19 protein-coding genes are annotated in these 16876 nt (G+C 31.9%); 7 read left to right on the plus strand and 12 right to left on the minus strand.

Annotated elements, in window-relative coordinates:
* Positions 1-2: 2 nt before the first annotated feature.
* The 3 genes from cysW to V5E38_RS13470 form a co-directional block, all read right to left on the minus strand.
* Entirely contained in the window at positions 3-884 is an 882-nt protein-coding gene (gene cysW / locus V5E38_RS13460) for a sulfate ABC transporter permease (protein ID WP_499210378.1), read from the minus strand.
* 2 nt (positions 885-886) lie between these two features.
* Complete coding sequence (gene cysT, locus V5E38_RS13465; RefSeq protein ID WP_499210379.1) at positions 887-1717, minus strand: sulfate ABC transporter permease subunit CysT; 831 nt, start codon at positions 1715-1717, stop codon at positions 887-889.
* A gap of 107 nt (positions 1718-1824) precedes the next feature.
* A complete protein-coding gene (locus tag V5E38_RS13470; RefSeq protein ID WP_499213579.1) occupies positions 1825-2877 on the minus strand; it encodes a sulfate ABC transporter substrate-binding protein in 1053 nt (350 codons plus the stop codon).
* 435 nt (positions 2878-3312) lie between these two features.
* Between V5E38_RS13470 and V5E38_RS13475 the strand changes: the two genes are divergently transcribed.
* A complete protein-coding gene (locus V5E38_RS13475; protein WP_499210380.1) occupies positions 3313-4077 on the plus strand; it encodes an arylamine N-acetyltransferase family protein in 765 nt (254 codons plus the stop codon).
* A gap of 85 nt (positions 4078-4162) precedes the next feature.
* Entirely contained in the window at positions 4163-4294 is a 132-nt protein-coding gene (locus tag V5E38_RS13480) for a hypothetical protein (RefSeq protein WP_286133454.1), read from the plus strand.
* Positions 4295-4331: 37 nt separating this feature from the next.
* Here the strand turns inward: V5E38_RS13480 and V5E38_RS13485 are convergent, their stop codons facing one another.
* Together V5E38_RS13485 and V5E38_RS13490 are read right to left on the minus strand one after the other, a co-directional pair.
* A complete protein-coding gene (locus V5E38_RS13485; protein WP_499210381.1) occupies positions 4332-5942 on the minus strand; it encodes a M20/M25/M40 family metallo-hydrolase in 1611 nt (536 codons plus the stop codon).
* A gap of 224 nt (positions 5943-6166) precedes the next feature.
* Positions 6167-6622: a hypothetical protein gene (locus V5E38_RS13490; protein ID WP_097974281.1), complete on the minus strand. Its 456-nt coding sequence runs from the start codon at positions 6620-6622 to the stop codon at positions 6167-6169.
* A 296-nt stretch (positions 6623-6918) separates the two neighbouring features.
* On the opposite strand from V5E38_RS13490, the gene V5E38_RS13495 reads away from it, so the two are divergent.
* A complete protein-coding gene (locus V5E38_RS13495; protein ID WP_499210382.1) occupies positions 6919-7350 on the plus strand; it encodes a VOC family protein in 432 nt (143 codons plus the stop codon).
* Positions 7351-7496: 146 nt separating this feature from the next.
* On the opposite strand, the gene V5E38_RS13500 is transcribed toward V5E38_RS13495, so the two are convergent.
* From V5E38_RS13500 to V5E38_RS13520, 5 genes are all read right to left on the minus strand, one after another.
* The gene (locus V5E38_RS13500) at positions 7497-8279 is read right to left on the minus strand and encodes an SDR family NAD(P)-dependent oxidoreductase (RefSeq protein ID WP_499210383.1); all 783 of its coding nucleotides are present in this window, start codon (positions 8277-8279) and stop codon (positions 7497-7499) included.
* Positions 8280-8488: 209 nt separating this feature from the next.
* Positions 8489-8656, minus strand: a complete 168-nt coding sequence (locus V5E38_RS13505; RefSeq protein WP_499210384.1) for a DUF4083 family protein — start codon at positions 8654-8656, stop codon at positions 8489-8491.
* Positions 8657-8802: 146 nt separating this feature from the next.
* The gene (locus V5E38_RS13510; protein WP_069034156.1) at positions 8803-9213 is read right to left on the minus strand and encodes a Fur family transcriptional regulator; all 411 of its coding nucleotides are present in this window, start codon (positions 9211-9213) and stop codon (positions 8803-8805) included.
* 7 nt (positions 9214-9220) lie between these two features.
* Positions 9221-10057 (minus strand): metal ABC transporter permease, encoded by an 837-nt coding sequence (locus tag V5E38_RS13515; RefSeq protein ID WP_097974274.1) that lies wholly within the window; start codon positions 10055-10057, stop codon positions 9221-9223.
* On the minus strand, positions 10054-10830 hold the full coding sequence (locus tag V5E38_RS13520) for a metal ABC transporter ATP-binding protein (protein ID WP_097974272.1): 777 nt from the start codon (positions 10828-10830) through the stop codon (positions 10054-10056). The genes V5E38_RS13515 and V5E38_RS13520 overlap by 4 nt, the downstream gene beginning before the upstream one ends.
* A gap of 264 nt (positions 10831-11094) precedes the next feature.
* Here V5E38_RS13520 and V5E38_RS13525 point away from each other — a divergent pair, with 264 nt between their 5' ends.
* The 3 genes from V5E38_RS13525 (at position 11095) to V5E38_RS13535 (ending at position 12941) form a co-directional block, all read left to right on the plus strand.
* A complete protein-coding gene (locus tag V5E38_RS13525; RefSeq protein WP_069034159.1) occupies positions 11095-11964 on the plus strand; it encodes a YitT family protein in 870 nt (289 codons plus the stop codon).
* A 307-nt stretch (positions 11965-12271) separates the two neighbouring features.
* On the plus strand, positions 12272-12523 hold the full coding sequence (locus V5E38_RS13530) for a DUF2624 family protein (protein WP_097974270.1): 252 nt from the start codon (positions 12272-12274) through the stop codon (positions 12521-12523).
* Between the two features lie 118 nt (positions 12524-12641).
* Positions 12642-12941, plus strand: a complete 300-nt coding sequence (locus V5E38_RS13535) for a hypothetical protein (protein ID WP_088010998.1) — start codon at positions 12642-12644, stop codon at positions 12939-12941.
* Positions 12942-13362: 421 nt separating this feature from the next.
* Here the strand turns inward: V5E38_RS13535 and V5E38_RS13540 are convergent, their stop codons facing one another.
* Both V5E38_RS13540 and V5E38_RS13545 read right to left on the minus strand, forming a co-directional pair.
* Positions 13363-14256 (minus strand): deoxyribonuclease IV, encoded by an 894-nt coding sequence (locus V5E38_RS13540; RefSeq protein WP_499210385.1) that lies wholly within the window; start codon positions 14254-14256, stop codon positions 13363-13365.
* A 248-nt stretch (positions 14257-14504) separates the two neighbouring features.
* Positions 14505-15812: a DEAD/DEAH box helicase gene (locus V5E38_RS13545; RefSeq protein WP_499210386.1), complete on the minus strand. Its 1308-nt coding sequence runs from the start codon at positions 15810-15812 to the stop codon at positions 14505-14507.
* A 225-nt stretch (positions 15813-16037) separates the two neighbouring features.
* Here V5E38_RS13545 and vrrA point away from each other — a divergent pair, with 225 nt between their 5' ends.
* Positions 16038-16826 (plus strand): VrrA/YqfQ family protein, encoded by a 789-nt coding sequence (gene vrrA / locus V5E38_RS13550; protein WP_499210387.1) that lies wholly within the window; start codon positions 16038-16040, stop codon positions 16824-16826.
* The last annotated feature ends 50 nt before the right edge of the window (positions 16827-16876 follow it).

Consider the following 16876-nt stretch of genomic DNA (forward strand, 5'->3'; position numbering starts at 1 on the left):
TCCTATTGTTTTTCTTCCTTTAGAACTTTCCATTCAATTATATTTTTAATAACTAATGTCAGAATCGCAAAAATGGACATGAGTGACGCAACTGTATATGCTTGAGGAAAATGGTACTCATTATATAAATTTTCAATATGAAGTGGCATAGTAATTGTTTCTCCGCGAATATGTCCAGATACAACTGATACAGCACCAAATTCTCCAACCGCTCTTGCATTGCATAATATTACACCATACAATAGTCCCCATTTAATTTTCGGAAGTGTCACCTTCCAAAAAATATGCCATCCATTCGCACCCAAAGTAAGTGCAGCCTCTTCTTCAGCACTCCCTGTAGCCTGCATAACCGCAATTAATTCTTTCGCTACAAAAGGCAATGTGACAAAAATTGTTGCTAGAACAATTCCTGGGGTTGAAAAAATGATTTTCAAATTATGTTCCTTTAACCAACCACCAAAAACCCCATTATTGGGACTAAATAATAGAACAAATAAAAATCCAGCTACAATTGGCGACACTGCAAAAGGTAGTTCAATTAACGTTACTAATATATTTTTTCCTTTAAAATTAAATTTCGTTGTAGCCCAAGCAATTGAAACGCCAAAAATCGCATTAAGTGGTAACGTAATAATCGTTACCAAAAAAGTCAATTTAATTGCTGCTAATGTCTCATCATTTACAATCGCTTCTTTATAAACTCCAAAACCATCTTGTAAAGCCTTTATAAAAATTGAAACTAATGGAAGAAATAAAAATATCGCTAAAAAAAGTATGACAATACTAATTAAAATGATTGGAAACGTATTGCCGTTCAATTTTGCTTTTTTCTCAGTACTAACATTAACTTCTATTTTTCTTTCAATCTTAAATTCTCTTTCCATTCTTAACCCTTACCCCCTTGAATAAAAGCACGATTTGCGTATCTTTGAAAAATACTAATGATCAATAAGAGTAAGAAAGAAGTTACTAGTAACACAACTGCAAGTGCAGTTGCACCCGAGTAATCATATTGTTCTAATTTTGTCATTATTAACAAGGGTGTAATTTCAGTCTTCATTGGCATATTTCCCGAAATAAACACGACAGACCCATACTCACCTAAAGATCTTGCGAAAGCTAAAGAAAATCCAGTCAATAATGCTGGTAAAATCCCTGGAAAAATTACCTTCCAAAAAATTTGAAAACGGTTTGCACCTAGACTTGCCGCTGCTTCCTCAACATCTTTTTGAAAATTTTCAAGAACAGGTTGAACCATTCTAACTACAAATGGTAACCCGATAAATGTAAGAGCTACAATAATCCCGAGTGGTGTATAAGCAATTTTGAAAGAGAAAAATCTTCCAACCCAACCTTCAGGAGAATACAATGTTGTTAAAGTAATACCAGCAACTGCAGTCGGTAATGCAAAAGGTAAATCAATGAATGCATCTACAATTCGTTTTCCAGGAAAACGATAACGAACAAGCACCCAAGCTACTAATAAACCAAAAACTGCGTTAATAATCGCCGCAATAAAGGCAGTTCCAAAACTAACTTTATAAGACATTAGTACTCTATGTTCGCTAACAATTTTTATAAATTTTGACCAACCTATATCGAAAGAATGTAAGAACAGCATCGATACTGGCAGAAAAATAAAAAAACTTATATATAATATTGAAAATCCAAAGGTTAATCCAAATCCAGGTAGGATTCTTTTCCGCTTCTTAAACAAATTATGTCAATCCTCCTTAAAATAAAAATCAAATAAAGAAGACTTGGCTTAAGCGCTAGTAAAACGCCCAATAAAGTCCAATGTCCTCCTTATTTTCCAATTAGGTATTATTGATAAATTTGGTCAAATACTCCACCATCATCAAAATGCTTCGATTGAGCTTTACTCCATCCACCAAAATCTTTATCAATTGTTAATAATGGCAGGCTAGGATATTGTTCACTATATTTAGCGAGAATCTCTTTATCTCTCGGACGATAATAATTTTCTGCAATGATTTTTTGACCTTCTTTACTATATAGATAAGATAAGTAGGCCTTTGCCACTTCTTCAGTTTTCTTTTCCTTCACATTTTTATCAACAACCGCAACAGGTGGCTCAGCTAGAATACTAATCGAAGGATATACAATATTATATTTCCCCTCACCTAATTCCTTCACTGAAAGTAATGCTTCATTTTCCCATGCAATTAATACATCTCCAATTCCTTTTTCAACAAATGTAGTTGTTGAACCACGTGCGCCAGTATCTAATACTGGAACGTTTTTATATAATTTCTTCATAAACGCTTTTACTTTTTTCTCATCACCATTATATTTTTTGTCTGCATAGCCCCAAGCAGCTAAATAATTCCACCTTGCACCACCCGAAGTTTTTGGATTTGGAGTAATTACTTGAACTCCTTTTTTCGTTAAATCATCCCAATCCTTAATATTTTTCGGATTTCCTTTCCTTACTAAAAATACAATTGTTGATGTATAAGGAGTTGAATTGTATTTAAATTCTTTTTGCCAATTAGGAGATAGTAGTTGTGCCTTTTCATTGATCGAGTCAATATCATATCCAAGAGCTAATGTAACTACATCAGCATCTAAACCGTCGATTACTGCCCTAGCTTGCTTTCCAGAACCACCATGTGACTGTTTAATTGTTACAGTTTGGTTATGTTCTTTTTCCCAATATTTACTGAAAGCTTTATTATAATTTTCATATAATTCACGAGTTGGATCATAAGAAACATTTAACAATTCCACATTTTTATTTGCTGCTTCAGTATTAGTAGCCTTCGATTTATCATCCTTCAAGGTCGCATATAATACTCCCGAAACTGCCAATACAACAACTACCGAGCTAATAATCCATTTCTTTGCCCCCACAATGATCTGCCCCTCTCAATTTCAATTTTCCGATTTTATTTGTACCCATCTCTACACTTCAACACATTAAAATCTCCCCTTTAAGGCACAAATGTAAAGAAAACTTGTCGATTGCCTAGCCTTTTAGGCGAAGGCAGAGACGTAGTTGCACTTATATTCTTATAATTGGCAGTTACACCGAGTACACTTCATCGCCGCCAATTTATCCTTTTTAAAGTACAAAAAGACCCTTAACTAATGAAAATAGTTAAGGGCCTTTGGTCTTCCAATCAGCCATATTGATTTTTTATATAAGCTTAATAATAAACACACTATTCCTATGTGTCAACTATGTTTTTAGATAATTTCAAATTATTTTCCTTTTTATTCACTTTTTATACAATCCTCATTGTATACTCATTATATTTACTATTTACATTACATTTTATGGAGGATTTCATGCTAATCGAGTCATATTTTAAACACATCCGTTTAAATAAAACCCAAACAATTTCATATTCCTCATTAAAACAAATTCATAAGCACCATTTACTTTCAATTCCATTTGAAAATATCGATATTATTTCTCAAATACCGCTCTCAATGAATCCTTCTGAAATTATGAAAAAAATAGCTACAGGTAAGCGTGGTGGGATTTGTTTTGAAACGAATTCATTACTTTTTTCAGTCCTACAGGAATTAGGTTTCAATGTATCTTTTATTTCAACTAAATTTTGGAATGAAGAAAAACAGTGTTGGAATCCCGAATTCTCACATTTATCTATATTAGTAAAAATTGACGAACAAAACTATCTCGCAGACGTAGGAATTGGTGGCGGTTTTTTAAAACCACTCTTGCTTCGTGACCATTATGAATACTCAGATCCAAACGGATCCTATCGAATGATTGAACAAGACGATTCGAATTTCATCCTTCAAAAATTCAATGGAACTTGGAAGGATTTACTATTCATTTCAATTATTCCAAAACAGCTCCAACAATTCGAAGATCAATTTAATTACTTTCAAACTAGTAATGAAACAATTTTCACCCAATATAAAATCGTCAACTTATTAACGAAAGAAGGAAGAATTTCATTATCAGATCACCAATTAAAAGTAACCAAAAATCATAGAATCTGTATAACTGAAATAAAAAGTCAAGATGAGTGGCAATCAATTTTTAATAATCTATTTAATCAAAAAGCAGAAATTAAAGATTAAACGATTTGGCCATGTCTTTAAACTTCTAATAAATTAGTTATTTTTGCACAAATTAACTGTAATCGAAGTGAAGGGAGCAAATAAATTGAAAAATCGCGAAAAGCAAAACAGCATTATAAGAGAAAGAAGAGAAGACGAAATAAATAATATAAATCAGAGCAAACAAAATAACCAACCACTTCCTCAGCCAAAGGATATTGAAGAAATAGAATACTAAAAAAAATAAACCTTCTATATTAGAAGGTTTATTTTTCTTATTTCATTTTACTAATCATATGAATCACTTCTTCTACTATAAAAGGTACTTCTTCAAATGCATTCCTCATATGTAACCTCTCAGTTAACTTATGCGCATCTTTTCCGAACGGTCCGATATTTAACACAGGCGCATTTAATTTTTCCATTAAACTAAAAGGTAGAGTATAACTATCTCCCCATACTGGTGTATTCGACTCGAATGCTGTCCATCCGCCAAGCGAATCACTGTAATTAACATAACTTAAGTCACTTATTCCATTAAAATAGTGAATACGTTTTACGGGTAAATTAAACTGATTACTAGCAAGCTCAGAAGAAAATTGAATACATTTCTCCACTAACTTATCTCCAGTAGAATTTATTGCTGGATAGTAAGGTGGTGCAAATAAAATGATAATAGCAGGTGCAAGCTCCTGACATTCAATCATTAAATTGTCTGCAATTCTAAATGACTTCTCACGATCATCCCATTCATTGTGCGAATGAATTTCTTTTTTAAGGTTCAACACATAATCCTCACCGAGCTTCTTAATAGCATATTGCTGCAAGTCTGTATATTGGATAACTTTTACTTTCCCTACTGGATTTACATTTTGTTTTTTACAAATGTTTTCATATTCAAAACTACATTCTTCAGCAGCTTCTTGTGCTACTTTTTCGAACAAATTAAAAACTTCAGAAGCATTTCTTTTCATTAAAAACACATTGTATAGCGCACATGAACGAAAAGGTGTTTGAGTCGAATACTCTAACCTCAAGTCCTTCTGCTGTAATGTAACAGGTAACGGAGTTTTCTCACCAAAATCAATCTCTTGAAACTCCTCATTCCACTCCATTTTTCTAGTTAAAAAAGATGCAATATATGGAGATGTTATGCCACTTAATGGTTCTCCAGCATGAGTTTCTTTACCATAAAATAATGCGGCTGGCATTATTTTACCTATTGTACCAGAGTAAATATAATACTTTGGATCACCTGGTTCTTGTGAAAATACGGGCTCACCATTTAAAAATAATTTAAAATTCAAATCATATTCTTCCTGAAGATTTACAAGAGTTGAGACAGCGTCACGCATTCCACCCGAATTTACCTCTTCATCAGGAACAGTTAATAATAAAAGATTAATTGGCCATTCCTCAATACTAGCTTTCTCAATAAGACTCATATGCATCGCAAGTCCCATTTTCATATCCATCGAACCACGACCAAATAAATATTCACCAGAATTCAAATCACTTTGAACTTCTTTTGATAATTCATTTAGCCGTTCATGAAAAGCATTTGTTAAATCTTCTGTTTTGGTAGACAAATGTTCAAGCTCACCATATTCTTCTGTATTTACCGTATCAAAATGACTTATAAGACAAATCGTATCTTTTACATCTGGCTTTTTATACAATGCAGTTAAAAATTTACGACCTTTATCTGAATCATGTAACTTCAGTTGATTTGGTAAATCTTTAAAATATTGTAAAGCTGATAGCTTGTTAAATAAATTAATAGGAAATTGCCGTTCCCCATCTGTTAGCGTTATACTTTTCCAGCTTACTAATTCTGATAGTAATGTTTTCAAGTTTTCAGGTGAATTCCATAACATCTTATTCATATCTGTCCCCCATAATCATTCTGTAATTTAAGTTTCGCTATCTCTAATTGGAAATGGGTAATTCAATCAATATCTCACCTATTCTATAAATGTAACTTAATACCTTTTTTAAATAGTAAAAACGTTAAAATAAAAAACCATCTATTTCTAGATGGAAAAATTAATAGCAGTATTTAAACTAGATTGTCAGACTGATTACAAGTGCTTGGCAAGCAGTTTGACGTTTAATATTGCGCTCCATTTATATTCCACACAATAAAAGTACACACAAAAATTAGTCCAAAAAAGAACATTAAAATAAATCCCGATAATTTTGCTAACCCTTTTTCTTCTTTTATAATTGCTACTACACCAGTAATTAAGCTCGCAAAAAGACAAATATAATAAATATAAAATGATATAACCTTTATTGTATTTAAAGTTTCGATTGTAAATGCAAAAATCGCACTAATTAAACTACCTAAAACAAAGAAGTATGCTAATTTACCGATTTTTTGACTAAACTTAATTACTCCATTTGTTATAATTCCAAAACAACTAATTAGCGAAAGCCAAAAAATCCCTTCTAAGATTCTTCTACTAACAATTGGCAATGAGTTCGCAAAATGTCCTATAAATGAAATAAATATAACAAACAATAATATGAAGACATTTCTTCTATATTTTTTGAGCTCCTGCAAACCACTCAGCCTCCTAGGCTATAAGTTTATTAAACATCTTGCCCTAATGCATACTATTCAACAATCGAGGTAATTCCCCTCTATTTAACGGATAAAATAACAAATAAAAAAAGAACAAAAGTTCCCGTTTTATGTCGAAAAACTTTGAAATAGTCAATATCGCAAACGTATGTTCTTTATTTTATAATTTAGATATGGATCGATTAGAATATGGTAAAGGATAGACAAGCGTTTTAGAATATTTAAGTTCTTTCAAATTAACAAAATTAATATTTAAACAAGGAGTGAAGTGGAACATGTCATTAGAATTAATCCCTTATTTAATCATGGATGGAAATGCTCAAGAAGCAATCAATTTTTATGAAAAAGCACTTGATGCAAAGGTATTATTAAGTCAAACTTATGGAGAAGTTGGAGAGGATTCAGAAGGAAAGATACCGTCTGATGCTAATAATTTAATCATGCACGCAACGATCCAAATCGGAGTATCAGTATTAATGCTTTCAGATACTTATCCTGGTTACCCTTTCCAAAGTGGAAACCAAGTAACAATTTGTATTTCTACAAATGAAATTGAAATTTCAAAACGATTTTTTGAAGGCCTTTCAGAAGGTGGCAAAGTAGAGTTACCATTACAAGATGCTGGTTTTAGCCCATGTTATGGTAAAGTAGTAGATAAATTTGGCGTACTTTTTCAAGTATTTACACACCCTGCCGGGCAGCAATAATTTCATTTATTAATTATCTATTCTTGAACAGATTGCTTGTTACATCGTTCTAAACTTCCATGTTCTAAAAAATTCTTAGTTAAAATTTATACATAATTTATCAGCAAAAAACGACTCGGCCAATTATGTCCGAGTCGTTTTAAAAATTATATTCTTCTTTGGATATACCTTACAACGTTCGTAACTAATTTTCTTGGCATGAATCGAACAGAATTTGCTAGTATTTTATTCGTCATACCAGGAATCACAATTGTTTTTCCATCTCTAAATCCCCTATATGCTACTTTAGCAACATCTTTTACATTCCCTACTCCACTTTGGAATAGATTTGATTCATGCATATTAGCACGTTTTCCAAAATTCGTTTCTGTTGCACCAGGACAAACAGCTGTTACCTTAACATTTGTTCCTTTCATTTCATTCGAAAGTGCTTCCGTAAAAGAAAGAACATAAGACTTTGTAGCATAATAAACAGCCATTAATGGCCCAGGCTGAAATGCTGCAGTAGAAGCAATATTCATCACTCCACCCTTATTTCGATCAATCATCCCTTTTAAAAACAATTTTGTAAGATGTGTTACTGTACGTATATTTAAATCAATCATATTTAACTCTTCGTTTAGATTTGTAGTTGCAAACTCCCCAAATAATCCAAACCCAGCATTATTCACTAAATAATCAACTTGAATAGTTTCCGCATTTAATTCCCTTTGTAAAGAAACTATTTCCTCTTCCTTAGATAAATCCTTTGAAAATAGATGAATCTTTACTTTCGACATTGATTCAATTTCATTTTTTACTTCCATTAAATTATCAATCGATCTTGCTACTAAGACTAAATCGAATCCATCCCTTGCAAATAAAATAGCTAATTCTTTACCAATTCCTCCGGATGCACCTGTAATTAATACAGTCTCATTTGACTTCATCGTTATTTCTCCCTACTCTTCCCACTTATATTTTTTATCATTTAATCAAGATTAAGATTATACGTTTAAACATTTAAACTCATTTGATGAAACTTACTATACCTTATAAAAGAAAAAAAGACAATATTATATTGTCTTGAGAATGTTGAAATAAGCTAGTATACTTTGCTGCTTATTTATCAAGTTTTTTGTTTCAATAACTTGATAGTCTACTGATCTTTTTTTAAGTTTTCGTTTATCTTATCAAGTTTTGCTTCAACCCTCTGCATTTGAAGCCTATTTTTCCTACTGGAACGAAAAATAAATACAACTAAAATAATAATAGCAACTGGTATTAAAAATACAATCAACTGAAAGATTAAATCTCCTATAGCCATACCATTTACTCCTTTCTTATTTTAAGTGCATTAAAATAATTTCTCACTTCTAATTAAAGTATAAACGAAATTGGTAAATTATGTAACATATACTTATACCTAAAATAAATAGAGAGTACAAGTGTACTCTCTAAAGTGGATAGAATTCAACTACATTCTGGACAAAGACCGTATATCTCAAATTTATGACTTTGTACTGTATAACCAGGTAAATCAACAGATAAATTGTCCATAGGGCATCTATAAATACTTTTTGTATTACCACAATCTAAACAAATAAAATGATGATGATGCTCTGAGGAAGAGCACTTCGATCGAAAACGTTTTTCACCATCTAGTTCTGTAACTTCCACTACATCAACCTCAATAAATGTTGATAAATTACGATAAATCGTATCGAAGCTAAGTCCTTTGTATTTATCTTTTAATGCTTGTTGAATATCTCTTGCAGTTACATATTTATTTTGCCTAAAAATATATTCAAGCATATCATATCGTTTAGGCGTATTTTTGAAGCCTCTTTCTTTTAGTAATTTTGATGCATCTGCTAATTTCATTTAATCACTACCTTTGTCTCGTTCTTAATTTCTTCAAGCTTAAAGTAAAAATAAGAATAAGGATTTGCAGGATCACAATCGTACCACCAGGCGCGAGATTTAAATTATAAGAAAGCAAAATACCTGCAACAACTGAAAACTCTCCGAAAATAATAGAAAAGATAATTGTTTGCTTAAAACCCTTCGAAATTCGTATGCTCGCTGCTACTGGTAAAGTCATTAGAGATGATACTAATAAAACACCTACAACTCTCATAGAAATGGATACTACCAAAGCAACTAATAAGATAAACAAATAATGAATCCATTTTGCATTAATACCTGAAGCAACTGCATATTCTTCATCAAATGATAATAGGAACAATTCTTTATAAAGTACTATGATAGATATTACTACAAATACAGCTATAATTATGACAGTAATTAAATCTTCTTGTGACACAGCACTAACACTACCAAATAAATAACTAAATAGATCTGTATTAAATCCATTAGCTAGTGATATTAAAATGACACCTAATCCCATTCCTCCTGAAAGAATGATTGGAATTGCTAACTCTTGATAATGTTTATAAACACTTCTTAGTTTTTCAATTAAAAATGCTCCTGCAACTGAAAATGTCATCCCCATAAATAAAGGACTAATAAAGCCTGATGTAAAGAAAAACTTTTCAAGTAAAAGACTTGCTGCAACTCCTGATAAAGTCACGTGACTCAATGCATCAGAAATAAGTGATAATCTTCTAAATACAACAAATACACCTAATAATGGAGCCATAACTCCAATTATCATACCAGTGATTAATGTATTTCTCAGAAAATCATAATGAAAGAAATCCATCATATTCGATCTCCTCCATTCTCGTGATTGTGAGATAATACATGCACAGAATGGCCATATAGAAGAGACAAATCCTTCTCAGTAGCATCTTTAAACTTATCTCGACTACCATGGAAGTGTAGTCTTTTATTTAAACATGCAACATGTGATACTTTATCCGTAATAATGCCAATGTCATGAGAAACTAATAATAAAGTAATACCAAGCTTAGTATTTAAATCGCTAAGTAATTGATAAAAGCTTTCTACATTTTCAGCATCTACCCCAACGGTTGGTTCATCGAGTATTAATAGTTCTGGATTACTTACAAGTGCTCGTGCAATAAAGACACGCTGTTGTTGTCCACCTGAAAGTTCGCCGATATTACGATTTGCAAATTCATACATTCCAACTGACTTCAACGCTTCAGCGACTTTTTGTTTATCCGAATTTTTAAAACCGTTAAACAATCCAATTTTAGAAACAAGACCTAATGATACTACTTCAAAAACCGATGCTGGAAATCCAGAGTTAAAACTATTCGCTTTTTGAGATACATAACCAATCTTATCCCAACTTTTCATTTTTCGAATATCTGTACCGAATATCTCTATTTTTCCTTCATCTGGTTGTTGGATACCTAATATACATTTTAGTAAAGTTGATTTGCCACTACCGTTTGGACCAACTAAACCTAAAAAGTCTCCTTTTTTTACTAGAAGATTAATGTCTGTTAATACCTTTTGACGTTCATAGCTATAAGACAAATCTTCAATTTTTATGATATCTTGACTCATTTATTAAAACACCTTCATCTATTTAGGAATAATTACGTTTTACTTCAAGTTCTTAGTATAAGAGAATACTTCTTATTTGTAAACAAAGAAAACTCGGCAAAATATTATTAGTTTTTTAATTCATTTCTTCTGTATCAAAACTTTAAATCCCTTAATTCCTCAGTGGATTTTTAATGTATTTTTAATAAATAAGATTTATCACTTTGTGACAAAAAATACAATGTGTTACAATTATCATATAAATATAGATAAAGAGGTGGTTTTTTGAACGCAATTACACATCGTAAGCTTTCAAACTTTAAAATTATTAGACGGGGGTTTTTTATCACACTAGGAGCTGCATTGATGGCAGCTTGCTTAAAAGCATTCTTTATTCCAACTGATATCATTGATGGTGGAATCGTAGGTATCTCTTTGATCCTCTCCCATATTACTTCGATTAATCTCGGTATTTTTCTATTCTTGTTAAACTTACCTTTTGTAATAGTAGGTTATAAGCAAATCGGTAAAACATTCGCTATCTCAACTTTATTTGGTATCACTGTACTTTCAGTATTTACCTCTCTTTTTAAGGACATTCCTCATTTAACTAATGACCCTTTACTAGCTGCATTATTTGGTGGATTAGGTTTAGGAATTGGCGTAGGCTTAGTAATTCGTAATGGTGGCTCACTTGATGGGACTGAAATTATAGGAATACTTTTAACAAAATCATCACCTTTTTCAATTGGTGAAGTTGTTATGGCATTTAATGTATTTATTCTCGGAAGTGCAGGATTTGTATTCGGATGGGATAATGCTATGTATTCATTAATTGCCTATTATGTAGCATTTAAAACAATTGATTTAACAATTGAAGGGTTCCAGGATACTAAATCTGTTTGGATTATTAGTGATAATGATAAAGAAATCGGTGATGCATTAAATGCCCGATTAGGTCGAGGTGTTACATATTTTCATGGCGAAGGTGGCTTTATGGGTGAAGATAAAAAAATCATCTTTACAGTCATTTCAAGACTTGAAGAAGCAAAATTAAAATCGATTGTTGAAGACTATGATGAAAATGCCTTTGTAGCAATCGGAAATATAGCAGATGTCAAAGGTGGAAAGTTTAAGAAGAAAGCAATCCACTAATAGTAAACAATTAAGCTTGAATTCTATCATGAATTCAAGCTTTTCTATTTTAATAGTTTAATTGAGTTGTTCAAATAATCCGCTTTACGACGCCTCAATGATCCAATTATAAGATACCGCGAATAGGAGTGTCTTTTATTTTTTTCTGAATCTCCATGTGAAATCAGTACAGTTTTTTGCACTGCCTCCCACTGTTATCCATAATAGTTTTGAAAAATCAATTGAGATTAGTGTCCTATGCTCATTATTTATAACAACCCTTCATAAAATTTATTGATGAAATATTTCACCCAAGAGGAGGTTCAGAATGAATATTATCCAAACACTCATAAATAAAAAGGTAAATAGTATAACACCAAAGGATTTATTAAAATTAAGCCAGCAATATCAAGTGTATATTACGCCAGATCAAGCCAATAAAGTGGCTGCAATATTAAACGGGAAAAATTATAATATTTATGACGCTGAACATAAAAAGCAAATTCTTTCCCAAATTGCAAATGTTACTTCTAAAGCCACTGCACAACAAGTTGATATTATTTTTCAAAAGCTAACTTAAGCTTGGTTTAAATGTTCATTAAAAAGCTTTAATTTATAACTCTACTCATTTCACAAATCATATAATGCTCATACAAAGAATCACCTAACTATTTTAAAACGAAATGAGAGGGATTAATATGGATTTGCATGAGCTACATTATGAAATAATTTATTTAGACAAAGAAACAGATGACGAAGTGAAATTCAAACACATGTTTCATATGGATGATTTAAGCCATAACTTAGCTCTTAATATCGCTAGTAGTTTAATCGAACGTGACAAGGCACATGTGGTCTATATTAAATTAATGCACTTAGACGAACATGATCACGAATTAGTTAGTAATGTTGTCACTGTGAAAAGAATTATTGATGGAAAAATAATTGCTTCATATTTGGATAGTAAGTTAAAGAAGGTTGTAGAAATAGAATTATAAACTAGATTGAATGGGGCTGTCTCATAAGTCGAATTAACTGACTTATGGGTGCCCTTTTTTTATTACTAGTGCTATTAGGGGTATATCATTATATTGCTTTCTATTTGTAACTGATAATTTAAAAATAATTAACAGTTTATTATTCACTTAAGTAAGAATAAGAGCATATTTGCTAGAATTCATTTAAAGGTATCTACTTTTATCTGATTTCCAAGTCGTTATACTTCTAGGGGTATGGGTAATGTTGGATATTATTTGCGATTCTTAGGAATTTAATTGCAGTTTTGCTAAATTTATTTGCGATTCTCTAATTTTAATTGCAGTTTTACCGATTTTAATTGCGATTTCCAGATTTTATTTGCAGTCCAATAAGAAAATAAAGAAAACCAGCCCATTATTTAAAATGAACTGGTTCTTTGAATTAAGCTTTCAATAATTCTTGAATTAAGTTTTCGTTAAATTCTTGATTGCGTAACATTACAATTTCTAATTTATACGGTGGTACCTTGTTGTTTTTATCTTCACCAACATATGGAGTTTCTAAAATTTTAGGGATGTCCATTAGTTGTGGATGATGAACAATATAGTTTAATGCTTTAAATCCAATCGACCCAAAGCCAATGTTCTCATGTCGATCTTTTCGACTTCCCATTGGATTTTTACTATCGTTAATATGAAGTACTTTTATTTTATCGATCCCAATTAAGTGATCGAATTGCTGTAAGACACCATCAAAATCATTAACGATATCATAACCAGCGTCATTAATATGGCATGTATCAAAACAAACTGATAATTTATCGTTGTAGTGTACACCTTCCATAATTCTCGCTATTTCTTCGAATGATTTACCACATTCTGAACCTTTTCCAGCCATTGTTTCAAGCGCAATTTGTACTGGAGTTTCAGCTGTTAATACTTCATTTAAACCTTGAATAATTCTGTCGATTCCAGCATCTTCACCAGCGCCTACGTGAGCACCTGGATGTAATACGATTTGTTTTGCTCCTAATGCTGCTGTACGGTCTATTTCTTTTTGTAAAAATTCAACACCTAATTCATATGTAGCTGGATTTGTCGTATTGCCAATATTGATAATATATGGTGCATGGACAACTATATCAGCAATTCCATTTTCAGCCATATGTTTTAAACCCGCTTCAATATTTAAATCTTCAATTGCTTTACGACGTGTATTTTGAGGCGCACCTGTATACACCATAAATGTATTAGCACCATAGCTTGCAGCTTCTTCACTAGCGGCCAAAAACATCTTTTTACCGCTCATTGAAACATGAGATCCTATTCGTAACATTCTTTCAGCTCCTACCTTAATTAATCATACTTACCATTTTAACATGAAAATCAATCATGTTAAATTGTTCGCCTGCTTATAAAGAAAACTTTCCGATTGGCAAGGCTTAGGCGAAGACAGAGGTTTAGTTGCACTTATACTTTATTCCTAAAATTGGCTACCACGTCGAATTAACTTCTCGTTGCCAATTTATACTTCTTAAAGTGTAAAAGAAAAAGAAAGGAATATTCTTCCTTTCTTTTTTCAAACTATCTACTCGTTTTTCTTTTCACTTTATTTTTAAATGATTCTCTTTGTTCATTCAGTTTACGTTTATAGCCAGGTTTAACTTTAGATGGCTTTTTAATTGCTTTACCAGCAACTGCATCTAAATTACGATCAGTTCTTTTACGTAGCTTACGTTTTGAACGCGGTCCTAAATCAACCCATTCACCATTTTTAAGTTCACGATGCTCAAATGTAATTCCACGATCTTGAAGTTTGTCTAATGCTTGTTCATCTTCTTGATCATAAATTGTAATAGCAGTTCCAGAGAAGTTTGCACGCCCTGTACGTCCTACACGGTGTACATAAAAGTCTAAATCTGCTGGTAGTTCGATATTGATTACATGACTTACACCTTCAATATCGATCCCTCGGGAAGCTAAGTCAGTAGCAACAATATATTGGAACTCTAAATCTTGAATTTGCTTCATCATTTTTTTACGTTCACGAGGAGTTAAATCTCCGTGAATTTGACCAACTTTTAAGCCATATGATGCTAATTGAGTAGCAACTTCTTCAGCCTTTTTCTTCGTATTTGTAAAGACAATTGCTAAATATGGCTGACAACTTAATAAAATATCTTTAGCCATTTTAACTTTGTCTTTATGGCGACTTGGAACAATAATATGTTCAATTTTCTGAGCTGAAAGTTGTTGCGGATTAATATGAATATGTTCAGGATTTTCCATATACTTTTTCAAAAACGGTTTAAGCTTTTCAGGAATTGTCGCTGAAAAAACAAGCATTTGTAGTTTCTTTGGCATTTTTGATGCAACTTGGTCCACATCATGAATAAATCCCATATCTAACATTAAATCCGCTTCATCCACTACTAAATACTTCGTAGTATGAACTAATAATACATTATCGTTTACTAAATCTTTAATACGTCCAGTAGTACCGATTACGATATGTGGCTGTTTTTTTAGTTTTTCAACAGTACGTTTGTAGTCGGTTCCTCCAACGAAGTTTTTTGCAGTTAATTGCTCATCTTCTGGACAACATTCAATGATCGCTTGAACATCATTATAAATTTGAGTCGCTAATTCACGAGTTGGAGCAGTTATTACTAATTGCACTTGATCTAAAGATGGATCTAATGTATTAATTGTCGGAATTAGATATGCATGAGTCTTTCCTGACCCTGTTTGCGATTGACCGATTACACTACGTCCAGTTTTAACTTGAGGAATGATCTTTTGTTGAATTTCTGTTGGTTCTGTAAAGTGTTTCTTCTCTATCGCTTCCAAAATAAATGGTTTTAATTGAAAATTTTTAAATGAAATTGCCATATAACTCACCTTCTTAATTTAAACTTTCTATGTAATGAGGAAACTATATCCTCTTACAAAATAGCTACAATTATCTATTATACAATAGATTAGCCCAATAAAGCTAATTCTAATTTTTCTTTCTTCTTTAGTAGCATTTTAATTTTTATTCTGTCCTATACTAACCATTTCAAATTATGTGCATAGCCTAAGTAATAAAGAGTATTTTTGAAAGGAGGTATTAGAATGGGATTACTTGATAAATTTAAGAAAAAAAATAAACAGCCTTTTCCTATGAACGGTCCAAATTTTTATAATAGTTATCAACAGCCTTATCAAAATTTACAAAATCCATACGGTGCAAGACCAAATTTTGATCAACGATACCCATATCCCCAATCACCGCAGCAACCTTATATGCAACATCAACAACAGTTTTATCCACCTGTCCAACAAATTGTTGGGCAACAAGGTCATTATCAACAACCAATTTCATATCAACCACAGTTAAACGCACATCAACAATATATAAGCCAAAATAAAATTTTACAACCTGTTCCTTTTCAAAACCAACCAGTAATGCAGCCACAGGGCGGTAGTAATTATCAGCAACAAGGATCACAAAATCAATACCCAATGACTGGGCAACCACCCGAAAAAGAAGATGATGGAAGTCCAGGTTTTTTCTCGCGATTAATGGGAGGAGACACTTCAATTACAGGTGTCATCGGTGGTATGCAAAAAGCTGTTCAAGCAGCTCAACAAGTCACGCCAATGATCCAACAATACGCTCCTGCTATTAAAAATTTCCCTTCAATCTATAAAATATTTAAGGCAGTAAATACCGACGACCCAGTCGACACAAAAAAAAGTAAAAAAAATGATTCAAATGGAATAATAGATGCTGTGCAAACAGAAGAAAAAAAACCTAAAAAAAGAAAGAAAGCTCCAATTAAGTCAGAAGTAGTAGAACCATCCCATAGTATTGAAGAAACTGCATCAAACGTAAATCCAAAACCAAAATTGTTTATGTAAATTTTCTTTTTCTTTGTATAGTAGTATCTCCCTCCTTTATAATAAAAAAT

The organism is Rossellomorea sp. GAMAL-10_SWC (assembly GCF_049568075.1).
Lineage (GTDB): Bacteria > Bacillota > Bacilli > Bacillales > Bacillaceae_G > Gottfriedia.

Excerpts from the sequence above, each read along its gene's own strand:
- V5E38_RS13530 (WP_097974270.1), top strand. The coding sequence starts at position 12,272 with ATGAATATTATCCAAACACTCATAAATAAAAAGGTAAATAGTATAACA.
- vrrA (WP_499210387.1), top strand. The coding sequence starts at position 16,038 with ATGGGATTACTTGATAAATTTAAGAAAAAAAATAAACAGCCTTTTCCT.
- V5E38_RS13520 (WP_097974272.1), bottom strand. The coding sequence starts at position 10,830 with ATGAGTCAAGATATCATAAAAATTGAAGATTTGTCTTATAGCTATGAA.
- V5E38_RS13475 (WP_499210380.1), top strand. The coding sequence starts at position 3,313 with ATGCTAATCGAGTCATATTTTAAACACATCCGTTTAAATAAAACCCAA.
- V5E38_RS13505 (WP_499210384.1), bottom strand. The coding sequence starts at position 8,656 with ATGGCTATAGGAGATTTAATCTTTCAGTTGATTGTATTTTTAATACCA.
- V5E38_RS13495 (WP_499210382.1), top strand. The coding sequence starts at position 6,919 with ATGTCATTAGAATTAATCCCTTATTTAATCATGGATGGAAATGCTCAA.
- V5E38_RS13535 (WP_088010998.1), top strand. The coding sequence starts at position 12,642 with ATGGATTTGCATGAGCTACATTATGAAATAATTTATTTAGACAAAGAA.
- V5E38_RS13545 (WP_499210386.1), bottom strand. The coding sequence starts at position 15,812 with ATGGCAATTTCATTTAAAAATTTTCAATTAAAACCATTTATTTTGGAA.
- V5E38_RS13540 (WP_499210385.1), bottom strand. The coding sequence starts at position 14,256 with ATGTTACGAATAGGATCTCATGTTTCAATGAGCGGTAAAAAGATGTTT.
- V5E38_RS13515 (WP_097974274.1), bottom strand. The coding sequence starts at position 10,057 with ATGATGGATTTCTTTCATTATGATTTTCTGAGAAATACATTAATCACT.
- V5E38_RS13500 (WP_499210383.1), bottom strand. The coding sequence starts at position 8,279 with ATGAAGTCAAATGAGACTGTATTAATTACAGGTGCATCCGGAGGAATT.
- cysW (WP_499210378.1), bottom strand. The coding sequence starts at position 884 with ATGGAAAGAGAATTTAAGATTGAAAGAAAAATAGAAGTTAATGTTAGT.
- V5E38_RS13510 (WP_069034156.1), bottom strand. The coding sequence starts at position 9,213 with ATGAAATTAGCAGATGCATCAAAATTACTAAAAGAAAGAGGCTTCAAA.
- V5E38_RS13485 (WP_499210381.1), bottom strand. The coding sequence starts at position 5,942 with ATGAATAAGATGTTATGGAATTCACCTGAAAACTTGAAAACATTACTA.